The organism is Sphingobium sp. FW305-3-2-15-F-TSA7, from assembly GCF_058787155.1.
Genome location: NZ_JBYSZM010000044.1, coordinates 31,106 through 55,211 on the forward strand (window position 1 = coordinate 31,106; position 24,106 = coordinate 55,211).

General features: G+C 66.9%; 26 protein-coding genes. 15 read left to right on the forward strand and 11 right to left on the reverse strand.

Annotated features, from left to right (window positions below; genetic code table 11):
• Positions 1 to 121: 121 nt before the first annotated feature.
• From AC3WN8_RS26580 to AC3WN8_RS26590, 3 genes are all read right to left on the reverse strand, one after another.
• Positions 122 to 1,720, reverse strand: coding sequence for a DUF4403 family protein (locus AC3WN8_RS26580; RefSeq protein ID WP_492672526.1), 1,599 nt, complete (start codon positions 1,718 to 1,720; stop codon positions 122 to 124).
• A 105-nt stretch (positions 1,721 to 1,825) separates the two neighbouring features.
• The gene (locus AC3WN8_RS26585) at positions 1,826 to 3,028 is read right to left on the reverse strand and encodes a M20 metallopeptidase family protein (protein ID WP_492672527.1); all 1,203 of its coding nucleotides are present in this window, start codon (positions 3,026 to 3,028) and stop codon (positions 1,826 to 1,828) included.
• Between the two features lie 26 nt (positions 3,029 to 3,054).
• Complete coding sequence (locus AC3WN8_RS26590; protein ID WP_492672528.1) at positions 3,055 to 3,261, reverse strand: hypothetical protein; 207 nt, start codon at positions 3,259 to 3,261, stop codon at positions 3,055 to 3,057.
• A gap of 112 nt (positions 3,262 to 3,373) precedes the next feature.
• Here AC3WN8_RS26590 and AC3WN8_RS26595 point away from each other — a divergent pair, with 112 nt between their 5' ends.
• Positions 3,374 to 4,237, forward strand: coding sequence for a MipA/OmpV family protein (locus AC3WN8_RS26595; RefSeq protein ID WP_492672529.1), 864 nt, complete (start codon positions 3,374 to 3,376; stop codon positions 4,235 to 4,237).
• 19 nt (positions 4,238 to 4,256) lie between these two features.
• Here the strand turns inward: AC3WN8_RS26595 and AC3WN8_RS26600 are convergent, their stop codons facing one another.
• From AC3WN8_RS26600 to AC3WN8_RS26630, 7 genes are all read right to left on the reverse strand, one after another.
• On the reverse strand, positions 4,257 to 4,871 hold the full coding sequence (locus tag AC3WN8_RS26600) for a ParB-like protein (RefSeq protein ID WP_492672530.1): 615 nt from the start codon (positions 4,869 to 4,871) through the stop codon (positions 4,257 to 4,259).
• Positions 4,861 to 6,516 carry a SulP family inorganic anion transporter gene (locus AC3WN8_RS26605; RefSeq protein WP_492672531.1) on the reverse strand — a complete coding sequence of 552 codons (1,656 nt, stop codon included), beginning with the start codon at positions 6,514 to 6,516 and terminating at the stop codon, positions 4,861 to 4,863. The genes AC3WN8_RS26600 and AC3WN8_RS26605 overlap by 11 nt, the downstream gene beginning before the upstream one ends.
• A 61-nt stretch (positions 6,517 to 6,577) precedes the next feature.
• Complete coding sequence (mprF, locus tag AC3WN8_RS26610) at positions 6,578 to 9,184, reverse strand: bifunctional lysylphosphatidylglycerol flippase/synthetase MprF (protein WP_492672532.1); 2,607 nt, start codon at positions 9,182 to 9,184, stop codon at positions 6,578 to 6,580.
• A 4-nt stretch (positions 9,185 to 9,188) separates the two neighbouring features.
• Complete coding sequence (locus AC3WN8_RS26615) at positions 9,189 to 9,569, reverse strand: DUF2147 domain-containing protein (protein ID WP_492672551.1); 381 nt, start codon at positions 9,567 to 9,569, stop codon at positions 9,189 to 9,191.
• A gap of 35 nt (positions 9,570 to 9,604) precedes the next feature.
• Positions 9,605 to 10,423 (reverse strand): AcvB/VirJ family lysyl-phosphatidylglycerol hydrolase, encoded by an 819-nt coding sequence (locus tag AC3WN8_RS26620; RefSeq protein ID WP_492672533.1) that lies wholly within the window; start codon positions 10,421 to 10,423, stop codon positions 9,605 to 9,607.
• Positions 10,420 to 11,883 (reverse strand): AcvB/VirJ family lysyl-phosphatidylglycerol hydrolase, encoded by a 1,464-nt coding sequence (locus AC3WN8_RS26625; protein WP_492672534.1) that lies wholly within the window; start codon positions 11,881 to 11,883, stop codon positions 10,420 to 10,422. The genes AC3WN8_RS26620 and AC3WN8_RS26625 overlap by 4 nt, the downstream gene beginning before the upstream one ends.
• Before the next feature lie 46 nt (positions 11,884 to 11,929).
• Positions 11,930 to 12,298 (reverse strand): DUF6491 family protein, encoded by a 369-nt coding sequence (locus AC3WN8_RS26630; RefSeq protein WP_492672535.1) that lies wholly within the window; start codon positions 12,296 to 12,298, stop codon positions 11,930 to 11,932.
• A gap of 243 nt (positions 12,299 to 12,541) precedes the next feature.
• Between AC3WN8_RS26630 and AC3WN8_RS26635 the strand changes: the two genes are divergently transcribed.
• From AC3WN8_RS26635 to AC3WN8_RS26655, 5 genes are all read left to right on the forward strand, one after another.
• On the forward strand, positions 12,542 to 12,763 hold the full coding sequence (locus AC3WN8_RS26635; protein ID WP_492672536.1) for a hypothetical protein: 222 nt from the start codon (positions 12,542 to 12,544) through the stop codon (positions 12,761 to 12,763).
• Between the two features lie 66 nt (positions 12,764 to 12,829).
• Positions 12,830 to 13,390: a DUF1003 domain-containing protein gene (locus AC3WN8_RS26640; protein WP_492672537.1), complete on the forward strand. Its 561-nt coding sequence runs from the start codon at positions 12,830 to 12,832 to the stop codon at positions 13,388 to 13,390.
• 2 nt (positions 13,391 to 13,392) lie between these two features.
• Entirely contained in the window at positions 13,393 to 13,803 is a 411-nt protein-coding gene (locus AC3WN8_RS26645) for a PDZ domain-containing protein (protein WP_492672538.1), read from the forward strand.
• Between the two features lies 1 nt (position 13,804).
• Positions 13,805 to 14,491, forward strand: a complete 687-nt coding sequence (locus AC3WN8_RS26650) for a winged helix-turn-helix domain-containing protein (RefSeq protein WP_492672539.1) — start codon at positions 13,805 to 13,807, stop codon at positions 14,489 to 14,491.
• Positions 14,492 to 15,889: a sensor histidine kinase gene (locus tag AC3WN8_RS26655; RefSeq protein ID WP_492672540.1), complete on the forward strand. Its 1,398-nt coding sequence runs from the start codon at positions 14,492 to 14,494 to the stop codon at positions 15,887 to 15,889.
• A gap of 322 nt (positions 15,890 to 16,211) precedes the next feature.
• Here the strand turns inward: AC3WN8_RS26655 and AC3WN8_RS26660 are convergent, their stop codons facing one another.
• Positions 16,212 to 17,102 (reverse strand): hypothetical protein, encoded by an 891-nt coding sequence (locus tag AC3WN8_RS26660; RefSeq protein WP_492672541.1) that lies wholly within the window; start codon positions 17,100 to 17,102, stop codon positions 16,212 to 16,214.
• Between the two features lie 151 nt (positions 17,103 to 17,253).
• On the opposite strand from AC3WN8_RS26660, the gene AC3WN8_RS26665 reads away from it, so the two are divergent.
• From AC3WN8_RS26665 to AC3WN8_RS26705, 9 genes are all read left to right on the forward strand, one after another.
• The gene (locus tag AC3WN8_RS26665) at positions 17,254 to 18,909 is read left to right on the forward strand and encodes a GspE/PulE family protein (protein ID WP_492672542.1); all 1,656 of its coding nucleotides are present in this window, start codon (positions 17,254 to 17,256) and stop codon (positions 18,907 to 18,909) included.
• Positions 18,906 to 20,117, forward strand: coding sequence for a type II secretion system F family protein (locus AC3WN8_RS26670; protein ID WP_492672543.1), 1,212 nt, complete (start codon positions 18,906 to 18,908; stop codon positions 20,115 to 20,117). Before AC3WN8_RS26665 ends, AC3WN8_RS26670 begins: the two co-directional genes overlap by 4 nt.
• A complete protein-coding gene (gene gspG, locus AC3WN8_RS26675) occupies positions 20,114 to 20,557 on the forward strand; it encodes a type II secretion system major pseudopilin GspG (RefSeq protein ID WP_492672544.1) in 444 nt (147 codons plus the stop codon). Before AC3WN8_RS26670 ends, gspG begins: the two co-directional genes overlap by 4 nt.
• Positions 20,532 to 20,927 carry a prepilin-type N-terminal cleavage/methylation domain-containing protein gene (locus AC3WN8_RS26680; protein ID WP_492672552.1) on the forward strand — a complete coding sequence of 132 codons (396 nt, stop codon included), beginning with the start codon at positions 20,532 to 20,534 and terminating at the stop codon, positions 20,925 to 20,927. Before gspG ends, AC3WN8_RS26680 begins: the two co-directional genes overlap by 26 nt.
• Positions 20,917 to 21,300 carry a prepilin-type N-terminal cleavage/methylation domain-containing protein gene (locus AC3WN8_RS26685; RefSeq protein WP_492672545.1) on the forward strand — a complete coding sequence of 128 codons (384 nt, stop codon included), beginning with the start codon at positions 20,917 to 20,919 and terminating at the stop codon, positions 21,298 to 21,300. The genes AC3WN8_RS26680 and AC3WN8_RS26685 overlap by 11 nt, the downstream gene beginning before the upstream one ends.
• Entirely contained in the window at positions 21,297 to 21,884 is a 588-nt protein-coding gene (locus tag AC3WN8_RS26690) for a prepilin-type N-terminal cleavage/methylation domain-containing protein (protein WP_492672546.1), read from the forward strand. Before AC3WN8_RS26685 ends, AC3WN8_RS26690 begins: the two co-directional genes overlap by 4 nt.
• A gap of 59 nt (positions 21,885 to 21,943) precedes the next feature.
• Positions 21,944 to 23,029, forward strand: coding sequence for a hypothetical protein (locus AC3WN8_RS26695; protein ID WP_492672547.1), 1,086 nt, complete (start codon positions 21,944 to 21,946; stop codon positions 23,027 to 23,029).
• Positions 23,026 to 23,583, forward strand: coding sequence for a GspMb/PilO family protein (locus tag AC3WN8_RS26700; RefSeq protein WP_492672548.1), 558 nt, complete (start codon positions 23,026 to 23,028; stop codon positions 23,581 to 23,583). The genes AC3WN8_RS26695 and AC3WN8_RS26700 overlap by 4 nt, the downstream gene beginning before the upstream one ends.
• Positions 23,580 to 24,106: hypothetical protein (locus tag AC3WN8_RS26705; RefSeq protein ID WP_492672549.1), on the forward strand; the 527-nt coding region annotated here is incomplete at its 3' end. The genes AC3WN8_RS26700 and AC3WN8_RS26705, both read left to right, overlap by 4 nt.

The window sequence follows — 24,106 nt, forward strand, 5'->3', positions numbered from 1 at the left end:
GTCGGGCATTGTCGGGACTCTTGCCAAAATCGCGGCGCCCCGGAACGGGGCGGACCGGCTCTAGCGGGCCAACCGAAACCCAAGCTGAACGACCGCTGATACGCACCAAAAAATTTCCGTTTCAAGGAAGTCTGCGTATCCGCGCCTGGCCGATCACTTCGGTGGGCATGTACAGTCCGGCCCCGGTCACCTGTACCTGTCCATGCTGGACGCGCGCGATATCGGCCTCGATCAGAAAGCCCGCTTCCCGCCGCGAAGCGATAGCCTTTCGGGCGGCTATCAGGACCTTTTCATAATCGCCGCGAAAATCATGCGTCAGCGCGGCTTCGATCTCGGCGATCACCCGCGCGTCGAGGAACAGGCTGACGAGCAGGTCGACCGCGGCGCGATCGGTGCGCCCATGGATCCTGAGGTCGCGGACATGAACCCGCTCCGAGCCGGGTTCGTTATAGGGCAGGCCCGTCAGCCAGACGGTGCCGCGGGTCGCCGACAAGGGACCGCGAACAAGATCGGCCGCAGCCTCGATGCCCACCGCCAGCCGCCCGCCTTCGGTCGGATAGATCGTCACCTTGCCGAACGAGACCTGGACGGGGCCGAGCCGTTCGAGCGTGATGCCCTTGCGCGCCAGCTTGCCCAGCGCCCGCTCCAGCGGCCGGACGAGTTCGGCATAGTCGGCCAGCACCGGAATCTGGAAACGCAGGCCGCGCACGGCCACCTTGTCGAGCGGCGGCGGCAGCGATGTCGGCGCGGGCCTGGCCGGGGGGCGCTCGCCGATAAAACTCTCGGTGACGGCCTGGGCGGCGATGACCGCCTCCAGGCTGCGGCCCCGGACGGAATAGCTCGCAAGCCCGAGTCCCTTCGGTACGACGCGCATCCAGGCGGGCGGCCTGGCGCGATTGAGCTCGATGACGGTGAAGGCCTCGCGCCAGGCCCCCTCGACATTGCGCCGGATCATCGCCGAAGGCACGGCGCGCGGCAGGTCGCGCTCCAGCCCGGCCATGACGGTCCGCAGCGCCGCGTCCGCGCGGCTGACAAAGCGTATCCGCTGCCCGAGAAGGTCGATCCCGGGCGGATCGGTCCAGTCATAGGCAAGGTCGAGCTTGATCCGCGGCGTCCAGTCGGGCCGGATGCCGAGCCGGACCCGCGCCCGGACGATCGCAGCCCCGGTCGCGGTTTCCTGCCGGATGATGCCGCCGACGTCGCGCGCGCTGACGACGGCATTGACCGGCATGGTCAAGGCGATGGTGTCCCCCTGCCCGCCCAGCCTGATGCGGCCCCGCGTCACCCGACCGACGATGCGGCAGCTGATCGGCGGCGCGATCTGCGCGCGTTTGACCCCCAATTTGCAGGGGACATTTCGGCATTCCTCGCCCTTGCATTTGCGGACGTGGCGCAGACAGACGGTCGCGCGGACCGGCGGGATGCAGGTCCGCCGTTCGTCGATCGACCATAGCGACATCGGCGCGGCGCGGTTGATCTCCCGCTCGAGCTGATCGAGATCGAAGCGCACCGGTATGCTGGCGGTCGACAGGCTTGGCGGCATGACGAAGGGTGTCTCGACGCGCGGCGGCGGCGGGCGTTCGGGCGGACGATCGCATGCCGCCAGGCCGAATAGGACGGCGGCCCATGCCCAACGCCGAACCAGCCGCGCGCACGCCGCACCGGCCCCAAGCCACAGGGGCGAATGCGAAGCGGCCGGTTGCTGTCCGCAGGCTGTCATCCACAGGGTGATAACCGGATTTGACGCTGCAAGTCGATCGCAACGGTGATGGCGGGTCAGGTCCAGAAACGCTCCGCCAATGCCGCCAGCCTTGCACCGCCCATATCAATCGAACCCCTTTTCGAGAAAGCGCTCGGCGAGACCCGCGAGCAGCGCGCCGCCGCGCGCCATCACCCGTTCGTCGAGCACCATATGATCGGAGTGGAGGCCGCAGCATTGCGTCCAGTCGGCACCCGCCTCCGCCGCCCCCAGGAAGAACATCGCGCCGGGCACGCGATCGAGCACATAGGAGAAATCCTCCGCGCCCATGATCGGCGCATCGAGCACCATCCAGGCCTCGTCGCCGAACAGCGCCTGCGCCACGCCCCTGCCGAACGCGACCGCGGCGGGGTCGCAGCGCGTGACCGGAAAGCCGGGATCGAACGACACTTCGGCGCGCGCATCATGCGCCGCCGCGATGCCCGTCGCCAGCCGCGTCAGCCCCTCCTGCACCGATGCGCGCCGCTCGGGCGACAATGTGCGCACCGTGCCCGCCATCGACGCGCTTTGCGGAATCACATTGTCGGTGGTTCCCGCCTCGATCCGGGCAATGGTGACCACTGCGGGATCGAATACCGAAACACGCCGCGTGACGAAGCTCTGGATCGCCGTCACGATCTCGCAGGCGATCGGCACCGGATCGAGTGCATCGTGCGGCATCGATGCATGGCCGCCCGCGCCATGCACCGTGATGCGCAGCCGGTCGGACGAAGCGAGCAGCGGCCCCGCCCTGCCGGCGATCACGCCATGCGGCGCATTGGGCATGACATGCAGGGCGAAGGCAGCATCGGGCAGCGGATCGAGCAGCCCGTCGTCGATCATGAAGCGCGCGCCGTGCCAGCCCTCCTCGCCGGGCTGGAACATGAAAACGACCTCGCCCGCCAGCAGGTCGCGCCGTTCCGCCAGCATCCGCGCCGCGCCCACCAGCATCGCGGTATGCGCGTCATGGCCGCAAGCATGCATGGCGCCCGCGATACTGGACTGGAAATCGAGCCCGGTGCGTTCCTGCATCGGCAGCGCATCCATGTCGCCGCGCAACAGCACGCGGCGCCCGGTCGTGCCGCCCTTGAGCAGCGCGACCGCGCCGGTGGTCGACGTTCCTTCGCGCCATTCGAGCGGCAGGTCCGCAAGCGCATCGCGAACCTTGGCCATCGTCGCCGGCGTATGCAGGCCGATCTCGGGCTCGCCATGAATCGCCCGCCGCAGCGACACCATCAGCGGCAATATCGCCTTTGCCCGCGTCGCCAGATCGTCGCCCCGATACGCCATCACCTGCTCCTCATCCTGTGTCAGGCTCATGAGCTAACCGGTTTGCCGTGCCCGCGCATCCGAAAGGGTTCGAGCGCGAGACGATCGAGCGCGAAAGCGGGACGAAGGCTGTCCTCACCGTCGAGCACTTGCGCGACATACTCGCCGATACCCGCCAAATGCTTGAAGCCATGCCCCGAACAGGCGGAAACGACGAGGATGCGATCGATGCCGAGCGCGCGCCCTGTCGGCATGGCGCTGTCGGAAAATGACCGATGTTTAACCCGCTCGTCAGCGCGCCGAGCGGACGCAGCGCCTATTCCCGAGCGATCGGCGCGGACCGCGCCGGCAACGGGAGCGTGCCGGATGAAGACGATCGCCTTGCCGATGCTCTGGCTGTCATTGCTCTGCATGACGGCTGCTCCGGCAATGGCGCGTGATGCGACGGGACAATCGGGCGACAATATCGATATCGGCGGCGACCGCGTGACGATCGGCGCCGGGCTTGCGGTGGTTCCGAGCTATATCGGTTCGGATTCCTCGATCGTCCTGCCGACCTTCGCCGTTCAGGGCCAGGTTTCCGGCATAGCCTTCAACAGCCAGGGGACATCGCTTTATGTCGATGCCATACCCGACACCGGCAAGCCCGGCTGGAAGCTCCAGCTCGGCCCCCTCGCCGCGTTGCGGCTCGATCGCAACAGCATGATCGACGACCCCGCCGTCGCCGCGCTCGGCACCCGCAAAAAGGCGCTGGAGCTCGGTGGATGGGCGGGCATCCAGCGGACCGGCGTCGTCACCAGCCCCTATGACACGCTGTCGTTCGGCCTGTCGTACCAACATGACGTGAACGGCGCGCATCGCAGCTATGTCGTCAGCCCGAGCCTCGATTATGCGACGCCGCTGTCGCACACCGCCTATGCGAGCGTCTCCCTGTCGGCCGACTATGTCGGCAAGGGCTTCGGGCGCTATTATTACGACATCGATCCCGCCGGCAGCGCGGCAAGCGGTCTGCCCGTCTATTCGGGGGCGGACAAGGCCGGGTGGAAGGACTGGAATGCGAGCATGCTGCTTGCCCATTCGCTGACGGGCAATCTGACGCATGGCCTGGGCGTCTTCGTGACCGGCGGCTATGCCCGCATATTGGGCGCCTATCGCCGTTCCCCCATCGTCGACATGGCCGGCCGGCCCGGCCAGTGGAGCGGCGCGATCGGCCTGGCCTATACATTCTGACCGCTCCGGAAACGCGCGATCAATCCGGCCCGCACCAGCCCGGCAGATAGGCGGCATCGCGACCGTGCGCATATTTGAACGCCTTGGCCAGCGCCGCTTCGAAATCGCGGTCGAGCAGCTTGCGCCGCACCCGGCGACGCAGGAAATCGGCCCATAGGAACTCCGTATAGGGCGTGGCGCTCTTGGCGTAACCGCCCTGGCGCCGCAACTCGCCCGCCAGCGAGCGATAGGGATCGTCGGTCAGGCCGGAGATTCTTTTCGGCAACTCGTCATAATCCCTGCGATGCCCGTCCTCATCGAAGGGATGCAGCCAGTTGCGATTGTCCATCACCGTCCAGAATGCGCGCCTCGAAAGTTCCCCGAGATCCGCGACCACGGAAACGAGGACATGGGAGATGCCCTCGTCATGCAGCGCCCGGACGAGATGGTGATGATCGATGATATAATGATGTCCGCCATGCCCCAATATCGCGGGGATCATGTGCGAGCCGAGAAAGCTGCCGCCTTCGCTTTCGGCGCGGGCACGCCATTCCACGCGCTTGCGCGCGACCTCGCGATAGCCGAGCGTGATCTGCGTCGGCCGCAGCGCGGCGATCGGCACGGGACGCAGTATCGGTTCCAGGTCATGCACCATCGGATCGCCTTTCCTTGCCAAGTTCGGCGGCCAGCGCGACGACCGCATCGTCGACGCTGAAATGACTCCGGCGGTCGAGCGCTTCGCCGCCCGCGCTCTCCATCAGGTCGCGGACGCGATCATGGACCCGCGCATAATGCACGCGCAATCCGCGCGCACGCATCGCGGCATCGAATTCGACCAGCGCGTCGATCGCGCTGCTGTCGAAATCGATACTCTCCTCGAAACTGATGACGATGCCGCGAACCCCGGAATCCTCGCTGCCCTTGGCGATCAGGCCGAGGATCCGGCCGGCATTGGCGAAGAACATCGGCGTCGACGGTCGCCATATCACCATGGCGCCGGGCGGAACCGCATCGGCATGGCGGGCGAGATCGACATAATCATGCGCGCCCAATCGGCCGAGCCGGGCGACATGCGGCGTGGCGAACCGCTGGATCACGGCGGCGATGGACAGGGCGATCGCCGCGATCATGCCGTTGACGATCCCGAAGAACAGCACGCCCGCGGCGGCGGCGATCGCGATGAGCGCGTCGCGCCGAAGCGACCAGAGCCGGAGGATCGGGCGGGGATCGAGCGCATGCGATACCGCGGCGACGACGACGGCCGCCAGCACGGGTTTGGGCAAATGCGCGATCAGCGGCGCGGCGGCAAGGACCAGCACGGCAAGCCCGATGGCCGCGACCACGCCGCTGATCCGCGACAGCGCGCCCGCCGCTTCGTTGGCGGATCCGGCGGAGAAACCGGCCCCCACCGGCATGCCGCGCACGAGCGCGCTGGCGATATTGGCAAGGCCCAGTGCTTTCAGCTCGCGTCCGCCGTCGATGGCGTCACCGTGACGCAGCGCCAATGTCCGGATCGTTCCCCAGGATTCGGCGAAGAGGATGAGCACGAGCGGCAGCGCGAGCTGGCACAGGCGGGAGAATGTTCCCCAATCGACATGCGGCACGCTGGGCCAGTCGATCGCAAAGGCGAAGCGGCCGACCGTGGCCACCCCCTGCCCCGCCAGATCGAAGATCAGCGAAGCGGCCACGCCAGCGGCTAGCACCAGGAACGCGCCCGGTATCGCGGGCAGGCGGCGCAGCAGCAACAGGCCGGTCAGCGACGCCAGGCCGATGGCCGCGCTCATCGGATGCAGGCCGGGCAACGCCGACACCGCATCGACGATCGGGCCGAACGGACCGGCCTCCGCCGGCATCGCCAGGCCGAGCAATCCGGGCAGTTGCAGTGCCGTGATCGTGATCGCCAGACCGAAGGCGAAGCCGCGCAATACCGGCCGCGATATGAAATCGGTGAGCGCGGACATCCGCAGCAGCGACGCACCGAGCAGCAACAGGCCGACGATTGCCACGACCAGCGTGGCGACCATGCCCTTTTCGCTCGGGCCGCCGGGCATGCCGGCCAGGATCGCGGCGAGGATCGCCGCCGAAGAGGATGTGGCGGAAACGATGGCGAAACGGCTGCGCCCGATCGCGGCATAGACCAGTCCGCCGACGATCCCCGCCAGGATCGCGCGTTCCGGCGGAAGCCCCGCGATCGAGGCATAGGCCACCGCTTCGGGCAGCAGCAGCCCCGCGACGGACACGCCGGCGATCAGATCGCGCACGGGCATGGTCCGGTGCGTGTCGGGGGCCGTCGAATCCATGGCGCAAGCCTATGTCATGGTCGCCGGCTTGGCCATCATCGCCGGAATCGACGCAGGCGCGTCATGCGACCAGCGCAAGCCGCCGGCGCCCGGCGACGCTCCTCGTCCCGCCGCCGACCAGCGTCTGCAGGTCGATCAGGCCGCGCGCCAGACCGACGCCATGCGGCCCGGCGATATAGCGCGGTTCCCAGATCGGCGAGAATTTGTCCTTATAGGCGCGCAGGCCCTCGAAGCCGTAAAAGGCGTCGCCATGCCGATAAAGCAGTGCGCCCGCGCGCGCCCACATCGGCGCCAGCCGACGCGATTCGATGCCGGACAACGGTGCAAGACCGAGGTTGAACCAGCGATAGCCCTGCCCGCTTCCCCATTTCATCAGCCGGACGAATAGATAGTCCATCGTGCCATAGGGGATCTGGTCGGCATGGCGCATCAGATCGACCGACAATTCCTCGCGATTCTCGGTCTTCCAGATATTGGCGAAGGCGACGATGCGGCCATGCTGCCGAACGATCGCGCAGTCGAAGCGGGCGAGATAGGCCGGATCGAAACGGCCGATCGAGAACGCCTTTTCGGTTTGCCGCTTGGCGTGCAGCCAGGCATCGGACACCGCGCGCAGCTCGGCGAGGATCGATGGGACATCGGCCGCCGCAACGATCTCGAACGCCGCCCCTTCACGCTCCGCACGGCGCTCGGCATGGCGCAGCGACTTCATTTCGGGCGTGTCGGTGGTGAAGCCCGGCAACGCGACCCGGGCCTCCTCGCCATATTTGACCAACTGGAGGCCAAGGTCGATCGCCACCGGCACCGACGCGAGCGAGATCTGGTAAAGCAGCAGCCGGCCCTGCGCGGCATCCGCCATCTCGCGGATCCGCCAGAGCAGATCGGGCCATTCCGCCTTGAGGCCGACCGGATCGCCCATCACGATCCAGCTCTGGCCCTGCACCTGGTACATGAGCAGCGCCTCTCCGCTTGCGGAGAACAGGAAACGCTTGTCGCCGGTCAGCGCGAGCATCGCATCGGTCCGCGGGCTGTGGGCGAGCGCGGGCGGCATGATCCCGCCATCGTCCACCAACGGTTCGCTCGCGGGCGGATGCGCATGGCCGAACAAGCCATGGATTGCGAAACCGATCAGCACGACCGCCGCAACGAAGCTGGCGCGCAGGAAACGCGACGCATCGCCGCTCCATGCGAACCGCCACCACAGATCGTCCTGATAGGCGACGTGCTTGAAGGCGAAGAAACCGATCCAGGTCGATAGCGCGAGCGCGATGATGACGGTCACCAGTGCACGCGGCGTCCCCAGCGCGCCGGTCATCGCGGTGCGCCGATAAAAGGCGGGGCGCGAAAGCTGGAGCAGGCCGGCAATGCCGAGCAGGATCAAGGCCTCCTCATAATCGATACCCTTGGACAGCGAGAAAGCGGCGCCCGCCAGCAGCAGCAATCTGCACATCAGGAACGCGGCATCCAGCCGGCGGTACAGGCCGGGTGCGATCAGCAGCAGCGCGGTTCCCGCCAGGCTCGCCGCGATATGCGACGCCTCGACAAAAGGCAGAGGCACCAGGTCGCGCAGCAGATGAAGCCGCGCCGGGATCGCGGGCAGCGATCCCGATACCAGCAGCACGATGCCGCCGACAAAGACCAGCCCGGACAGGAAGGTCGGCGCGATGCCGTGGAGCGCGAAGCGCAGCGCGCCGATCGCGGTCGCGATCGGCTGGCGGATCGTGCGGCGCTCATGAACGGCGAGCAGGATCGCGCCCACGCCAAGCGGGAGCAGATAATAGATGATCCGGTAGAGGATCAGCGCGGCCAGCAGCTTCGAGGGATCGACGCCGGGCAGCGCCGCGATGATGACTGCTTCGAATATGCCGACGCCGCCGGGGACATGGCTGAGCAGCGCGACGACGATCGCGAGCGCATAGCCGAGGAAGATCATCGGAAAGGCGCCGACGCCGGCGCCGGGCACCAGCACGAGCAAGGCAGCGCTGGCCGCGGCGAGATCGAGTGCGGCAACCGCGATCTGCAAACATGCCTGCCCCGCCGTCGGTCGCGGAAAATGCCATTTGAACAGCGTGATGCTCCGCGCCTCGCCGCGCAATGTGAGGATGAAAAGGCCGGCCGCGGCGAGGATCGCGATCCCGATCATGCGTTGCGCCGCGAGCGGCACCGTCAGCGCGCCGAATGCGAGCGGCATGGGGTGAACGGCAAGTGCTGCCCCCGCCATTACTACGATTCCGGCCCAGAATGTGATGCTCGCGGTCGCGATCACGCGGACGATGTCGGCGGTCTCGAGGCCGGCGGCGCTGTAGATCCGGTACCGCGCGGAACCACCGGTCAACAATGCAAAGCCGAAATTATGGCTGAGCGTATAGCTGGTCAGCGAAGCGAGCGCGGCCGTGCGATAGGGCAAGGGCCGGCCGATGATATGAAGCGCGAGCACGTCGTAGAGGGTGAGCAGGAAATAGCTGAAGGCAGTCAGTGCGATCGCCGCGGCGACCTGGCCCAGGCCGACATTGTGAAACGCCGCGCGGACATCCTTGGCATGGACGTCCATGAGCAATTGATGGAGTGCGAAGAAGCCGAGCGCCGCGACCCCCAATATCGCCGCGACCCTGATCGCCACGCCATAACGTTCGAATATCCGTCGTGCGTGCCCCACCGCCATACCCATGATGTCATCCCCGCTGCCAGGTCTGCGATTTGCAGATCCAGCCACCCAATATGCAGCCGCTGATCTTCAGGCTGTTCGGATCGAGCTGCCTGATCGTCGAATAATAGGTCTTGCCCATGTCGGGCACATAGACCCGGCCCTGCCATCGCCCCGGGCCGGTCGCATGATAGTCCTGCAGCAGGGTGATGCCGATCAGCTTGTCGATCCCGGCTTCATGCGCATCGGCGGTGGCCTGTGGATTGGCCCAGATCACCCAGCCGCACAGCTTGTCCCCGCATCCGCCGGTCTGCACCTTCACCGATCCCTTGGGATTGACCCAGGTGCCGATGACGCCGGTGCCGGACGCGACGGTCGCATCGGCGCCGACGGGGGTCAGCGACAGCATGATCGCGGCGGAAAGCGCGGAAATTTGCCTGAACCTCATGGCATCCTCCGTCCAATGGCAGGGATGGAGACTAGCGACGGTGCGATGACAGCGGCATGGGGGAATTCCGAAACTTTGGTAATGTTGGCGCGCGTGGCGAGCACCCGATCGATCGCGACGCGCAACACGCGATGGAGCGCATCGACATCGCCGTCGAGCGGATGGCCCCCGGGCAACGCGATGCTGCGGACATTGGGCTGGCTGAGCAGCGGACAAAGGCTTTCGATCTCCTCGACGCCATGGACGCAGAGCACCGGCACCCAGGTCAGCGCGCGCGCGGTCGGGAGCGCGGGCGCATCGGGCCTGGCCCAGTTGAGCAGTTCCGACGGCGAGGCGCGGAAGAACAAGGTGTCGGTGGGCACGACCAGCGCGACGAGCCGCACCCTGGCGCGCAGCGCCGGCGGCAGGCGCGTCAGGCCGACATGGAGCATGTCCGCACCAAAGGACTGGCCGATCAGGATCAGCCGGTCGGCATGGCCCATGGCCAGCGCACGCCGCGCCGCCGAAGCAACCAGCACGGCGACTTCATCGGGCGTCCGCTGACGGCGGAAAAAAGTGAGCGAATTGACGCCGACCACCGGAATCCCGTCGGCCGCCAGCCGCCTGGCGATCCTCGGCCCCATGCCGACGCGAAAGCCCATGTCACCCGACAGGATCACCGCCGCGACATCGCCGCGACCCGCCGATGGCCGTGCGGTCGCCGGAACCTCGGTGAACACCGGACCACCGAAATAGCCGATATGGGCGGCGAACCCCAATATCGCGGCCATGATCGCCGCGAGCAGGCCCAGGGTCAGCCCCCATCGCCGGCTCATGCGCGAATCCCGCGAAGCACGGTGGCGGCGACCAGATCGGCATTGCCGCCGAAATGATGGCCGCCGGGCAGCACGGCCTGCACGACGCCCGCCGGCAGCGAGGGGCAGGCGCTGTCGCTTTCCTGCGTGCCGCGGATGCACTGGAACGGCACATGCTTCAGCCGCCGGATCTGGGGCACGGTCGGCAACGCGTTGGCGCCCTCGACATCGAGCCAGGACGCAAGATGGAACTGGAAATCCGCGCTTCCGCTCAATCCCAGCATGCTGACGCGGGCAAGCGCGGGGCGCAGGACCTGCGGCATCGCATCGACGATGAAGGGCAGATCGTCCGCGCCGAACGAATAGCCGAGCAGGAGCAGCCTGGGGCGTTGCCATTGCTGGCTGAAATGATTGACGATCCGCCCGAGATCGCTGCCGGCCTGTTGCGGGCTCTTCGCGTTCCAGAAATAGTCGAGGCTGTCGATACCGACCACGGGCACGCCCGATGCGGCCAGCCGCGTCGCGACCGCGCGGTCGAGACCGACCCAGCCGCCATCGCCCGAATACATCACCGCCATCAGGTTGGTCCGGCGGGCGGTGGGATCGGTCACGATGTTGAGCGGCAGATCGTCGACGCTCGCGGCCGGCCCGATCGCCGCATCCCCGCTTTCGAGCATCGGCGCGAAGGCGGCGGTGAATTGCGGCATCCAGTGCGCCTGAACCGAAAAGCCATGGCCGACCTTGGCCAGTTCGATCAGCTGGGCTTCGGGGATCCTGCCCGTGAAGCTGCGCGTGACTGCGGGTGCGACGACCTGATCGTCGAGCCCCTGGAGCACGAGCCAGGGCGCCGAGAGATGCGGGACCGGTGCGAAGAGCCAGCCCGCCTCGGGCTTGGTGATCCGCGAGACCGACAGGCCGGGCGCGGCGCACCATGGCTTCTTGCCCCCGATATCGGGGCCGAAACCGAGCGAGACCGCGCCGCGATAGGCGCCCGCGGGGGCCTGTGCCAGCGCGCCATAGGCGAGCGTCGCGCCCGAGGAATAACCGACCAGGATCGGCTTGATGTAACGATCGAGCCCGATGCGATGCTCGAAATCCTGGGCCAGTGCGGCAAGCGCATAGTTGGGATTGACGCAGTGGTCGGCGCCGCCCTCGAGCGATTTTTGAAAAGCCGGCGTGGAAAAGCCGGCGACGGCGATGCCCTGACGCGTCAGCGCTTTCGCCATATCGACGACACCCAGATTCCAGCCGCCATCACCCGACATGAACAGGGCGACGCCGCGGATCGAGCCGGCCGGCAGATAGGTCGAGACCGGCCCGACCTGCGCCAGCCGCATCGTGCCGTCCATGGCGGGGCGCTGCGCGTCCTGCTCGATCGCGGGCGCCGTATTCGCCGCGACATGTGCGCGCGGATAGGCAAGCACGGCTGCCGTCGCGGCCAGCACCACCGCCGATCCGATCTTCAGAAACGACATGCGCATGTCTGTTCCCCCTGTGGAGTCCTGTCCGATGCTCGACGCCTGCACTTCACCGCCGGGGCGGCGGCGGATCGCTCTTCACCAGCGAAACCAGCGGATAGGATTGGCCATGCACCACGATCGAAGAAAAGCGATCGAGCGTCGCGATCGGCCCGGTATCGAAGCCGAGATGCTCGACAAAGGGCAGGTCGAAGGCCGGCGACATCAATGTGGCGTGATACCATTGCCGATGCGCGTCCTCGATCCAGACGCCCTTGGTGCCATCCGCGCGCCAATCCTGGATTCCGCCGAGATTGACGAAGGGGATGGTCGCCTGCCGATCCGGCTTTGCCGGCGACGGGGTGGCGGCGGTGGCAGGAACGGCGCCGATGGCCAGCGTGAGCGCTGCGACGGTGCCCATGAGGAGGTTGCGAAACATGTCGCGTTCCTTTCGTCTCGACCGGACATCATGTCCGGCATGGCTGGACGATGGGCCGGCCCGCCTGTCGGTGCGCTGGGCGCAGGATTAAGCTTTGGACAGGTTGCCGCCGGCCGGCCCTGATGACCGGCGGATGACCAAAGCTTAACATGACTCGCCGCGACCGATTGCACATATCCTTGGTCGCGGGACGAACCGCCGACCCCGACGGGACCGCTCGCGCACATCGTGAAAGGACATGCCATGAAGACGTTGCTGCTCGCCACCGCGCTGCTCCTGAGCGGCGCAACCGCGGCCCAGGCCGCCACGCCACGGACGGTCGCCACACCGCAGGGCGACGTGCCGCTCTGTTCGAAGACGGTCACCGACGAATGCATGAATCCGTCGCAAGCCACAGGGACGGCGCATCATGCCCGTCACCATCATGTCGCGGCGAAGCGGCGGATCGCATCTACCCACGGATGATCGAACGGCCCATTGTCCGGAGGGTACGTAAATGGCCCTCCGGGCATATTGGACAGGGGATATCAGATGACCGGCCATGACATGCAGGCGCTCGCGACCAGGTTCTTCGGCAAGCCGATCGAGGCGCTGGAGCCCGAAGAGCACAATGTCCTGACCACCATCCATGCCCAGCGCCCGATCAGCCGCGACGCCGCCGATATCGCCGACGAGCGCTCCAGTTTCGGCGAAAGGCTGGCGGACCGGGTGGCGGCGGTCGGCGGCTCATGGGGCTTCATCATCGCCTTCGCCGTCGTCCTGTTCGGCTGGATGATCCTCAACACCGATATTCTCGGCCATTGGGGCAAGGCGTTCGACCCCTATCCCTATATCTTTCTCAACCTGATGCTCTCGATGCTCGCCGCCATCCAGGCGCCGATCATCATGATGAGCCAGAACCGCCAGGCATCGAAGGATCGCGTCGCCGCCAGCCTCGATTTCGAGGTCAATCTGCGCGCCGAGCTCGAGATATTGCGGCTGCACGAAAAGCTCGATCGCGGCGTCGCCGACCGGCTCGACCAGCTTTCCCTGCAGCTTGCCGGGATCGTCAGCCGCCTCGATCGCCCCGGCGACACGCCGCGGACCGCATGATCATGGCGCGCCGGCGGCAGAGCGATCGGATGGCATGGTGGGGCATCTGGCTGTTGTGCTGCGTGCCGCTCGCCGCCGCGCCGCTGCTGCTCACTCTCCATGGCGACCGCACCCCCGCACGCGAGATCGAGCCGATCCGGCCATCCGACCTGCTGCCCGGCATGACCGTCGAACCCATGGCGTCCGGCCGCGGCCTCGTCGTCACGAGCCTTCGCTCCGACGGCGAAGCCGCGGCCCGGGGCATCGCGGTCGGCGACGCGATCGACGCGATCGACGGCCATCGCGTCGCAACACTGGATGAAGCGGCGGCTTGCCTCCATAACCATGCCGGCGCGGCGATCGCGCTCGGCATCATCCATGATCGCCAGGCGCGCATCGTGGACATCGTGATGCGGAACGGGGCGGAGGGTTGAGATGGGGCACAAGCTGCTGCTGATCGAGGACGACGAAGCGACCGCCAGCTATATCGCCAAGGGCATGGGCGAAGAGGGTTTCCTGCTCGACCGCGCCGACAATGGCCGCGACGGCCTGTTCCTTGCCAGCGACGGCAGCTACGACGCGATCATCCTCGATCGCATGCTGCCCGGCATGGACGGCATGGCGGTGCTCGGCGCGCTGCGCGCCGCGAAGATCGAGACTCCGGTGATCATCCTGTCCGCGCTCGGCTCGACCGAGGATCGCGTCGGCGGTCTCACCGCCGGATCGGACGATTATCTGGTCAAGCCCTTCGCCTTTGCCGAACTGCTGGCGCGGGTGCGGCTGATGCTGCGCCATCGCGGATCGGGATCGGCGGTGGTGACCAGTCTCAGTTGCGCCGATCTCGAAATGGACCTGCTGTCGCGCAAGGTCCGGCGGGGCGGCAGGGCGGTCGAGCTGCAACCGCGCGAGTTCCGGCTGCTCGAATATTTCCTGCGCCATGCCGATCAGGTCGTCACCCGGACGATGCTGCTGGAGGGGGTGTGGGATTATCATTTCGATCCCGGCACCAATGTGATCGACGTCCATGTCAGCCGCCTGCGCCGCAAGCTCGACGACGGATCGGACACGCCCCTCCTCCATACCATCCGCGGCGCGGGATACCGGCTCGGACCCGTTGCCTGAATGGGATCGCGCTGGCGCACGCTGACCCGATCGACCACCGCCCGGCTGGTCGTCCTGGCATTCCTGTTCCAGATGCTGGTGACCGCCGGCGTGCTGCTGTTCGTCCAGCAGGCGAGCCAGCATGCGCTGACCGAGGAGCAGCAGGCGCTGGTCGGCGAGCTTCGCGACGAGTTGCGCGGCGCCTATGGCAGCGGCGGCCAGGCCGAGGTGAAGCGCCTGATCGTGACGCGGCTGCGTTCGGTACGCAGCGATGCGGTGGTGATCCTGCTCGCCGATCGCGCGGGCAAGCCGATCGCGGGCAATATCGCGGCCTGGCCGACGGTGGTCCCGGTCGAGACCGACTGGCGGACGATCGATCTCTATCGCATGGGCGCCGACCGCCCCGAACATATGGGTGTCGCAACCGTGCGGTTGCCTGACGGATCGCGGCTGCTGACCGGTCATGTCATCGACGCCAATCTGCGCCTTACCCGCGTCAATACCGAGGCGATGGCATTGGCGCTGCTGATCGGGCTGTCGCTGATACTGATCGGCACGCTCGCATTCGGCCGGCTACTGTCGCGCAAGATCCAGGGCGTGGTCGCCACTGCCGCCGCGGTCGGCGACGGCGCGCTGGGGCGGCGCGTTCCCGTCGACGGCAGCGGCGACGCCTTCGATGCGCTCGGCCAGTCGATCAACGCGATGCTCCAGCGGATCGAGGCGCTGGTCTCGCAACTGCGGATGATGACCGACGGCCTTGCCCATGACCTGCGATCGCCCGTCACCCGGCTCAAATCGGTGCTCGAACGCGCGATCGTCGAGACGCGCGACACCGACGCGCTCACGGCCCTGGAAAAGGTCTCGGCGGAGGCCGACACATTGCTGTCGATGCTCTCCACCGCACTGCTGATCGGCCGCGCGAAAGCGGGGATCGGCCGCGAATCCCTGGTCGAGACCGATCTGTCCACGCTGCTGACCGATCTTGTCGAAATCTATGGCCCGCTGGTCGAGGATCGCGGTTTCACGATCGCCGCGGATGCGCCGCCAGGGCTGACGGGGCGGCTGCACCGCGAACTGGTCAGCCAGGCGATCGGCAATCTGATCGAGAACGCGCTCAACCACGGCGAAGGCGGCAGCCGCATCACGCTTGCCGCGCGCGAGGTCGATGGGACATTATCGGTTGAGGTGGCCGATGACGGCCCAGGCATCCCGGCGGATCGACGCAGCGACGCGCTGCGCCGCTTCGGCCGCCTCGATCCGTCGCGCCACCGCCCCGGATCGGGGCTGGGACTGTCGCTGGTCGAGGCAGTGGCGGGACTGCATCACGGCGGAATCGCACTCGGGGACAATCAGCCGGGCCTTTGCGTGACGATCACGCTCGGCCCGGCAATGCCGCGGCGGTCGATTTCTGGAGGTTGAAACCGACCGCCGCCTTTCATTGTCGGCGGTGAAAGGGGGCACCGCCGACCGAGACGATGATAATCGACGTGAGCTAAGGCCAAGCTACCCGGAATATTAAAGTTTTGTTATGGAATTCGGTCCGCCCATTCCATAATCGCGCCCGGGAATTGCATCCATTTTGGCTGGTTGTTGATCACTGGAGCGTGAGAGCCACAGCAACGAACGCAGCTCCGGATTTTCGGAGATCTAGAGTATCTTTCCAGTCGATGGAAAGACGATTCCATCTGGCTCCCAAAGCTATGATCGCACCAAGCCAATATCCAAAAACATCGTGACGATCTCAGGCGATATTGAAGGGGGATAGCCGAATATAGGAAGTCGACGATACTCCATTGGCGAGGCGTTGACCGATAAGCGCAGCACACAGAGCATGTTTCACACTCGCAGCCGCGTCACCCCCTACCGGTTTGGCATCGGTGATGACTCCGTCAGGCGACGTTCGGATTTCCACTTCCACAGTTCCGCGGGCATTCGGATTTGCTCGCTTGACCAACGCTACGACGCGGCGAGTCACCTGCCGGTCGAGTCCATTTGCCGAGCGATTCGTATCGAACAGCTTGAACAAGCGATCAACTATCCCGTCGCCTTGCGCGGTTTGCACGGTTTGCACGGTTTGCACGGTTGCAGGCGGCTTCTGTCGCATCGGCGAAGCGCCGGCATAGGGATCATATACCTCTCCCCCCGCTCCCGCAGGCACGCCAGCGGATACGCCCGATGCCGCCGATGCCAGGACGGCGGGTGAGCTCGGTGCGGGAACCTCGGTCGGCCTTGGCGCGCGAATGCGCGACACCGTCCATTCGGGCGGCGGCAATCCGGTCTCGATCCCCGTATCGACCTCGCTTTCCAGCGGCTGTGACGGAACCGGCGGCGGGACGACACGACTGGGAGCGGCATCGGCCGGGCTGGATGGCGCCAGGCCGAATACGGCAATCGCGCTATCGTTGCGCGTACCGCCATCGATCGCCACATCGGCGCCCAGGCGAGACAGCAGAAACCAGATCAGCACACAATGGATGACAGCGGTGCCGGCCCACGCCGCGACGCGCAGCAATTGCCTTTCGACATAGACGCCGGTGACCGTTGCGGATGCGATCGGTGCGCTATCCGAAACGCGCAGCGACCATCGCAACGCCGGTGGTTCAGACCATGTATCGACGCGCGCGAAGCCCACTCAAATCACCTCGACATCACGGATCGGATCCGCTCCGGATTTACATCCATTTTGAAGCAAACTGCCGCTCCGAACCCAAGAAAATATCTCGCTGCCATCAATTGGCTCCGATACGTTCGGAGCACAGGGATAGGGCAAGAATCAAGAGTAAATGGTCGCGTTTTCAGACTTGTTGATCGAGCGCGGCATACTCGGTCCCAACGACTTGGCGCGTGCCGAGGACGTGCGCCGCCACACCGGCGGACGATTGCCCGCAACGCTGACACGGCTTGGTTTTCTTTCGGAAACCGACCTGGTCGAAATCCTTTCCGCGATCACGGGTCGCGCCATCGCCGGCCGCGACGATTTCCCCGCCACTCCGATAGCGATCGAGGGGCTGAACCGGCGCTTTCTCGCCCGTCACAGCATCGTTCCGCTTGCGCTGGACGCCGGTCGGCTGACCGTGGCTATGGCCGATCCGGAGGACGACGACGCGATCGAGGCGCTGCGCTTCGCCGCGGACGCCGACACGGTCGAGCCGATGCTCGCCACTTTCTCCGATATCGAGACGGCGCTGGGCGCGGAAGCGTTCGACGAGGACGATGCCGCCCCCTTCGACGCAATGTCCGGTGCCGGATCGATCGAGGATATGGAACGGCTGCTGGAGGGCGAATCCGACGCGCCGATCATCCGGCTGGTCCAGCGCGTACTGACCAATGCGGTCAACCGCCGCGCATCCGACGTGCATATCGAACCGATGGCCCGCTATCTTTCGGTGCGCTACCGCATCGACGGACGGCTGATCGAGATCGAACGCCACCCGGACAGCGTCGCCGGCCCGATCGCATCGCGTGTAAAAGTGATGGCCGGACTCGACATCGCCGAATCGCGTCTCCCTCAGGACGGCCGGCTCAAATTGACGGTACGCGGCCGCGACGTCGACGTCCGTGTCGCGACGTCGCCGATCGCCTATGGCGAAAGCATCGTGATGCGGCTGCTCGGCCGCAGCGAGGTGCCGCTGGATCTCGACCGGCTGGGGCTGCCGCAATCGGCGCTCGCCAAACTCCAGCGTGCACTCGACCGCCCGCATGGCATCATCCTGCTGACCGGCCCCACCGGCAGCGGCAAGACGACGACGCTCTACGCCGCGATCAACCGGCTGCGACGCCCCGAGGTGAAGATCCTGACGGTCGAGGATCCGGTGGAAGTGCTGCTGGAGGGGATCAATCAGGTCCAGGTGCGTGCCGAGATCGGCCTGAGCTACGCCGCGACGCTGCGCGCCTTTCTTCGCCAGGATCCGGACATTCTGATGATCGGCGAAATCCGCGATCACGAAACCGCGGAGATCGCGATGCGCGCGGCGCTGACCGGCCATCTGGTGCTCTCGACGCTGCACACCAACAGCGCGCTCGGCGCCTTCACCCGACTGGCCGATATCGGCATCGAACCCTATCTGACCGCCTCCACCGTGATCTCGACGATCGCGCAGCGATTGATCCGCGCGCTGTGCGCCGACTGCCGGACGCCGCGCGCGCCCAGCGACGCGGAACGCGACATCTTCATCCAGGCGGGCATGGCGGCACCGGCGCAGATCCACGATCCGGCTGGCTGCCCACGATGCGACCAGAGCGGCTTTCGCGGGCGCACGCCGCTGATCGAGGTCCTCGAGGTCGATGACAGGCTGCGCCAGCATATCCGCGACGGGAACACCGAATCGCTGACCAGCGACGACCGATCGGGGGAAACGCTCTACGATCACGGGCTGGCACTGGTCGCGGCGGGCCGCACCACATTGGTCGAAGTCCAGCGCGCGGTGCAGCTGGGATGACCGAATATCGATGCCTGGTCCTGTCGGCGGAAGGCCGAAGTGCCTGGCGCGTCGTCGATGCGCTGAGCGAGCAAAAGGCGATCGCGCATCTGCTGGCGGACGGTGTCACGCCGATCGAGATCAAGACCGGCCGGATGGGCCTGTTCGAGCGGCTGAACCAGCCGATCCGGATCGGCCGGTCGCTTGGAATCGGCGAGCAGTCGCTGATCCTGACCCAGCTTGCCATGCTCATCCGCTCGGGCCTGCCGGTCGATCGATCGATCGACCTGCTGCGCGAACAATCGATCAAGCCCGCTCAGCGCGACCTGCTGGCGCAGATGCTGGCCCAGGTCCGCTCCGGGCATGGCCTGGCACAGGCGCTGGCGCGGCAAAAGGCGTTTCCGGACTATGTGATCGGCGTCATCCGTTCCGCCGAACGATCGGGCAATCTCGGCGACGCACTGCAAGCCGTGGCACAAAGGCTGACCGCCGTCGCGACGACCCGGCGCCAGCTGGTGACGGCGCTCACCTATCCCGCCGCCGTGCTGACCGCGACGATATTGGCACTGGTGCTGGTCCTGACCGTCGTCGTCCCGCAGTTCGAACCGGTCTTCCTGGGCGAGGAGGCGCGGCTGCCCGCGCTGACCCGCGCCGTCCTCGCGCTGGCGGCGGTGGTGAACCAATATGGCTTCGTCCTGCTGGCAATGCTGGCGGCATTGCCGCTGGCGGGCATGATCGCGCTGCGTTCACGCGTCGGCGGTGCCGTGATCGAGCGCTATCGCGACCATATCCCCGGCCTGGGCCTGCGCGACCAATATCTGGCGGCGCAGTTCACGGGCGTGCTGGGCACGCTCATCGAAAACGGCGTCGCGGTGGTGAAGGCCCTGCCGCTGGCGCGATCGACCATCGGCAGCCGCCGCTGGCAGCGCCATATCGAGGATGTCGAGCAGCGCGTGCGCGAGGGTTTCAGCCTGTCGCGCGCGCTGGCGGCGGGCAGCTTCGTACCGCGCACCGCCGTCCGCCTGATCGAGGTGGGCGAGCGATCGGGCGGCCTGGCCGATACCTGCCTGAAGGCAAGCATGATCATGGGCGACGCGGCCAAGGCCCGGATCGAGCGGATCGTGACGCTCGCCAATCCGATCGCGATCGTCGTGCTGGGCGGGGTGGTCGCAACGCTGGTGGCGGGCGTGATGCTCGGAATATTCGCGCTGGGAGATTTTGCGGAATGAGCTTGGAAACGCGCGACATGCCAGGAAAGGCCGGAGAGCGCGGCTTCACCCTGATGGAGATGCTGGTCGTGCTCGTCGTGATCGGGCTGATCGCGGCAGTCGCCATCCCGCAGGTGATGGGCCTGCTGGAAAGCGCCAAGCACAAGGCCGCGAAGATCCAGCTCGAAACGCTGACGCAGAGCCTCAATTTCTACCAGCTCGACATGGACGGCTATCCGACCACCGAGCAGGGGCTGGCCGCACTGTGGACGAGCCCGGCGGACGCGCCGGCATGGAACGGCCCCTATGTCCGCCAGGAACGCCAGTTGCTCGACCCATGGGGCAAGCCTTTCGTCTATCGATCGCCGGGAACGGGCCGCCCCTATGAGCTGGTGACGCTGGGCGCGGACGGCGTGGAAGGGGGCACGGGCGATGATGCCGACCTTAGCGCCATCAAATAATCGCAGGGCCGGATTCACCTTGATCGAACTGCTCGTCGTCCTGGCGGTCCTCAGCCTGCTCGCCGTCATCTTCGTGCCGAATATCGGCCGTCCATCGGCGGGGATCGTCCGCCAGCAGGACAGCGCGAAGCTGGCCGACGCGCTGAAACGCGCGCGCGCGGACGCCTTCGCGAAGGGCTCGGCCGCATCGGTCGATCCCGCCAAGATCATTCCCGGCGCCACATATCGCCCCGCCCTGCCCGTCAGCGCGGACGGCGGCGCGCTGACATTCCATCCCGACGGATCGTCGACGGGCGGGCGCATCGAAAAGGACGGCATCGTGCTGGCCGAAATCGACTGGCTGACCGGAATCGCGCGCGATGGCCGATAGATGCCGCACGCACGATCAGGGATTCACGCTGGTGGAAGTGCTGGTGGCGCTTGTGGTCACCAGCCTGTTGCTGGCGATCGTCATGAATGCCGCGATCACGGCCAAGACACGGTCGGTGCGCGCCGCCGAGCGGGCCGCCGCGGTCCAGCTGGCCGGGACGCTGGCGACCGAACATGTGGTGGCCCCTTTCAGCCCGACCGAGGCGAAGGGGAAGGATGGCAGCCTGGCCTGGTCGGTCTCCGAACAGATCGTGGCAAGCGACCCGCGCGGATTCTTCATCCTGTCGGAGATCGTCGTGACGATCCGCAACGCCCAGGGTGCGCGCCTGTTCGTCGGCACGACGCGCAAGCTGAAGCCGGCACCCGGCCGATGAGGCGAGAGAACGGCTTCACTTTGGTCGAACTGCTCGTCGCGATGGTCGCCGGCGCGCTGCTGCTCGCCACGCTCAGCTGGAGCGTCGCATCGCTCGGGCGCGAGCTTCGCGCCGAACGCAGCGCCAAGCCGTTCGAGGAGATCCAGGCCATCGCCCCGATACTGACCGAACTGATCGAAAGCAGCCATCCGGTACGCCCTGGCGGCGCCGGCATCGTCGCCGAGCGCGACCGATATCAGGCGGTGACACGCGCACCCGCAGCGCTGGGCGCGGCGGGCCCGATGCGCATGACGCTGTCGGTCCGCCGCCTGACCGACGGCACGGCGCTGGAGATCGCGATGGCACCGGCCGATCTCGCCATACGGCTTTCCGCGGCGGTCACGCAGCCGCGCATCCTGGCCGCGCAGCTGGCCGATATCCGGATGGACTATCTGCCCGCCGACAAGCCCGATCTGCCACCCAGGCTGGTGACGATCCGATTCACCGACAGCAAGGGGCGCACCACCCGCATCGCCGCGGCGCCGAAACTGAACGCGCAGGCCGCCTGCCGTTTCGATCCGATCTCGATGTCATGCAGACCCTAGAGCATCTCCAGGAAAAATGGGCACCAGCCCTTCGGCCCGGAAGCGCGCCGGATATCGAGATGGGACGCCCGCTCGCCCCGGAGGACGAGTCCGTCCTGCCGGAAAGGATGCTGACGGCCGTTCGCGATTCCCGCCTGAGCCGGAACGCCGCGGCCATCTGGGCCTGGTGGGTGGAGGAGATGGCGGGCCTGGTCCCCGACCGGCTGCTGCGGCGCAAGCCGGCCCCCGCCGCGCAGATCCGGGTCGAGCGCGACCGCGTCGAGATCGAGCGAGTCGCGGACGGCATCGGCGAGCGCTTCATCGACGAACGACCGATCGCCGCGTTCGACGATCTGGGCTGGGCGGAACTGAACGCGTTGACCGAGGGCTGCCGCACCCGGCTGCTGATCGGTTCGCCCACGGCCCATTCGATGCGGCTGACCCTGCCCAAGGCCGCACGCGCACGGGTGCGCGCTGCCGTTGGGCTGCAATTGCACCAGGCATCGCCCATCGATCCCGAACTGCTGGAATGGACCGCGCAAATCGCGGGCGCGGGCGCCGATCATATCGACGTCCGCGTTGCGATGGTGCGTCGGCGCACCATCGACGAGCTGCGATGCCTGTTCGTCGAGAACGGCCTGGCCCTTCCCTCGATCGACGTCAAGACGCCCGATGGGCCGATATGCATCCTGAAGGCACGCAACCGCGGCGCGCGCAGCATGGCGAACCCGCAGCGCCTGGCGATCGCCGGATCCCTGGCGCTGATCGCGACGATTCCCTTCACCACGATCGCGGGCGCGAAGCTGCTGACCTCGATCACCGAGGGGCGCATCGCGGTATTGGAGCGTGAGATCCAGCCCAGGATCGAGGCGAATCGCCGCGCACGACAGGCGGAAACGGTGCGGCGGGCACTGCGCCCCATATCGTTGCGGCCAAGCGCGAGCGCGGCGATCGAGGAAGTCGCCGCATTGCTGCCGGCCAGCGCCTATCTGCGCGCGATCGAACAGGATGCGGGCCGCACCCTGAAGCTGACGATCGATGCCGGCGATTCCGGCGCGGTCGAAGCCGCGATCGCCAACGCAAAAACGCTGCGACGGGCGCAGGTGACCGATCAGACCGCCGGCGAGGAAGGGCGCACGATCATGACGGTGCAGGCCGCGCAATGATCGAGCAATTCTCCCCCTTCACGCGCAAGGTGCTGGCGGTCGGCATGCTGATCCTGGCGATCTTCGGGCTGATCGGCCTGGTGATCTCCCCCACCCTGTCGCTGCTGTCGACCAGCCTGTCCGAACTGGCCGATGCGCGTTTCGGGCTTGCCCGCGTCGAGGCGCTGCGCAACCAGCCGGTTGCCGAACCGGGCAATCCGGTGCCGCCCGGACTGCTGATCAAGGCGCCCAATGGCGACGCCGCGGCCGAACAGGCCATGGCGACGGTCAACGCGATCGTCGCGCGGACGCAGGTGCAAGTGACCGGATTGAGCGTGTTGCCGCCGGCCCAGAACGGAAATGGGCAGAACGGCAACGGACAGATCGCGCTGGCGATCGCGGTGAAGGGCGATCACGACGCGGTGCTGGCGTTCGTCAACGATATCGAACGCGCCGAGCCGATGCTGCGCTTTCGCGGCTGGTCCGTGACGGCGGACACCGCGCCCGCGACCGGCCAGCCTGCCGGCCTGATCCTGGACGGCGTGCTGATCGCCGGCTGGAGCAAGGGACAATGAGCCTGATCAAGAGCCATTGGCTGATCCTGGCCGGCGCGGGTGTGCTGGCGGCGGCGGTGCCGTACCGGTTGCTCACGCGCGCGCCCGATATGGTTTTGGAGACGCCGGACCTGATCGTGACTCCGTTCCGGGCGGATCCGATGCCGGCGCTGGGCCTGGCCTATTCGACGGGGCTGTTCACCCGCGATCGTATGCCGGTGGCCTCTGCCGCGGAGGCCCCTGCGACAAGCGCCGATGCGCAGCAGGCGTCACCGCCGCCGCCCGCCGCGGCGCCCGCGCTGGTCGGCATCGCCATGCGCGCGCGCGGACGCGGCGTCGCGCTGGTCAGGTTGGCGGACGGATCGACGGTTACCGCGGGGCCGGGCGATACCGTCGACGGCTGGCGCGTGGCCAGGATCGGGCAGGATCAGGTGACCTTTGCCCTGGGCGCCGAGACCCACGTCGCCACGCTCGATTTCAAGAACAAGACCGATGGATCGCCGCCGCCGTCGCCACCGGCATCGATCATGCCCCCACCCATACC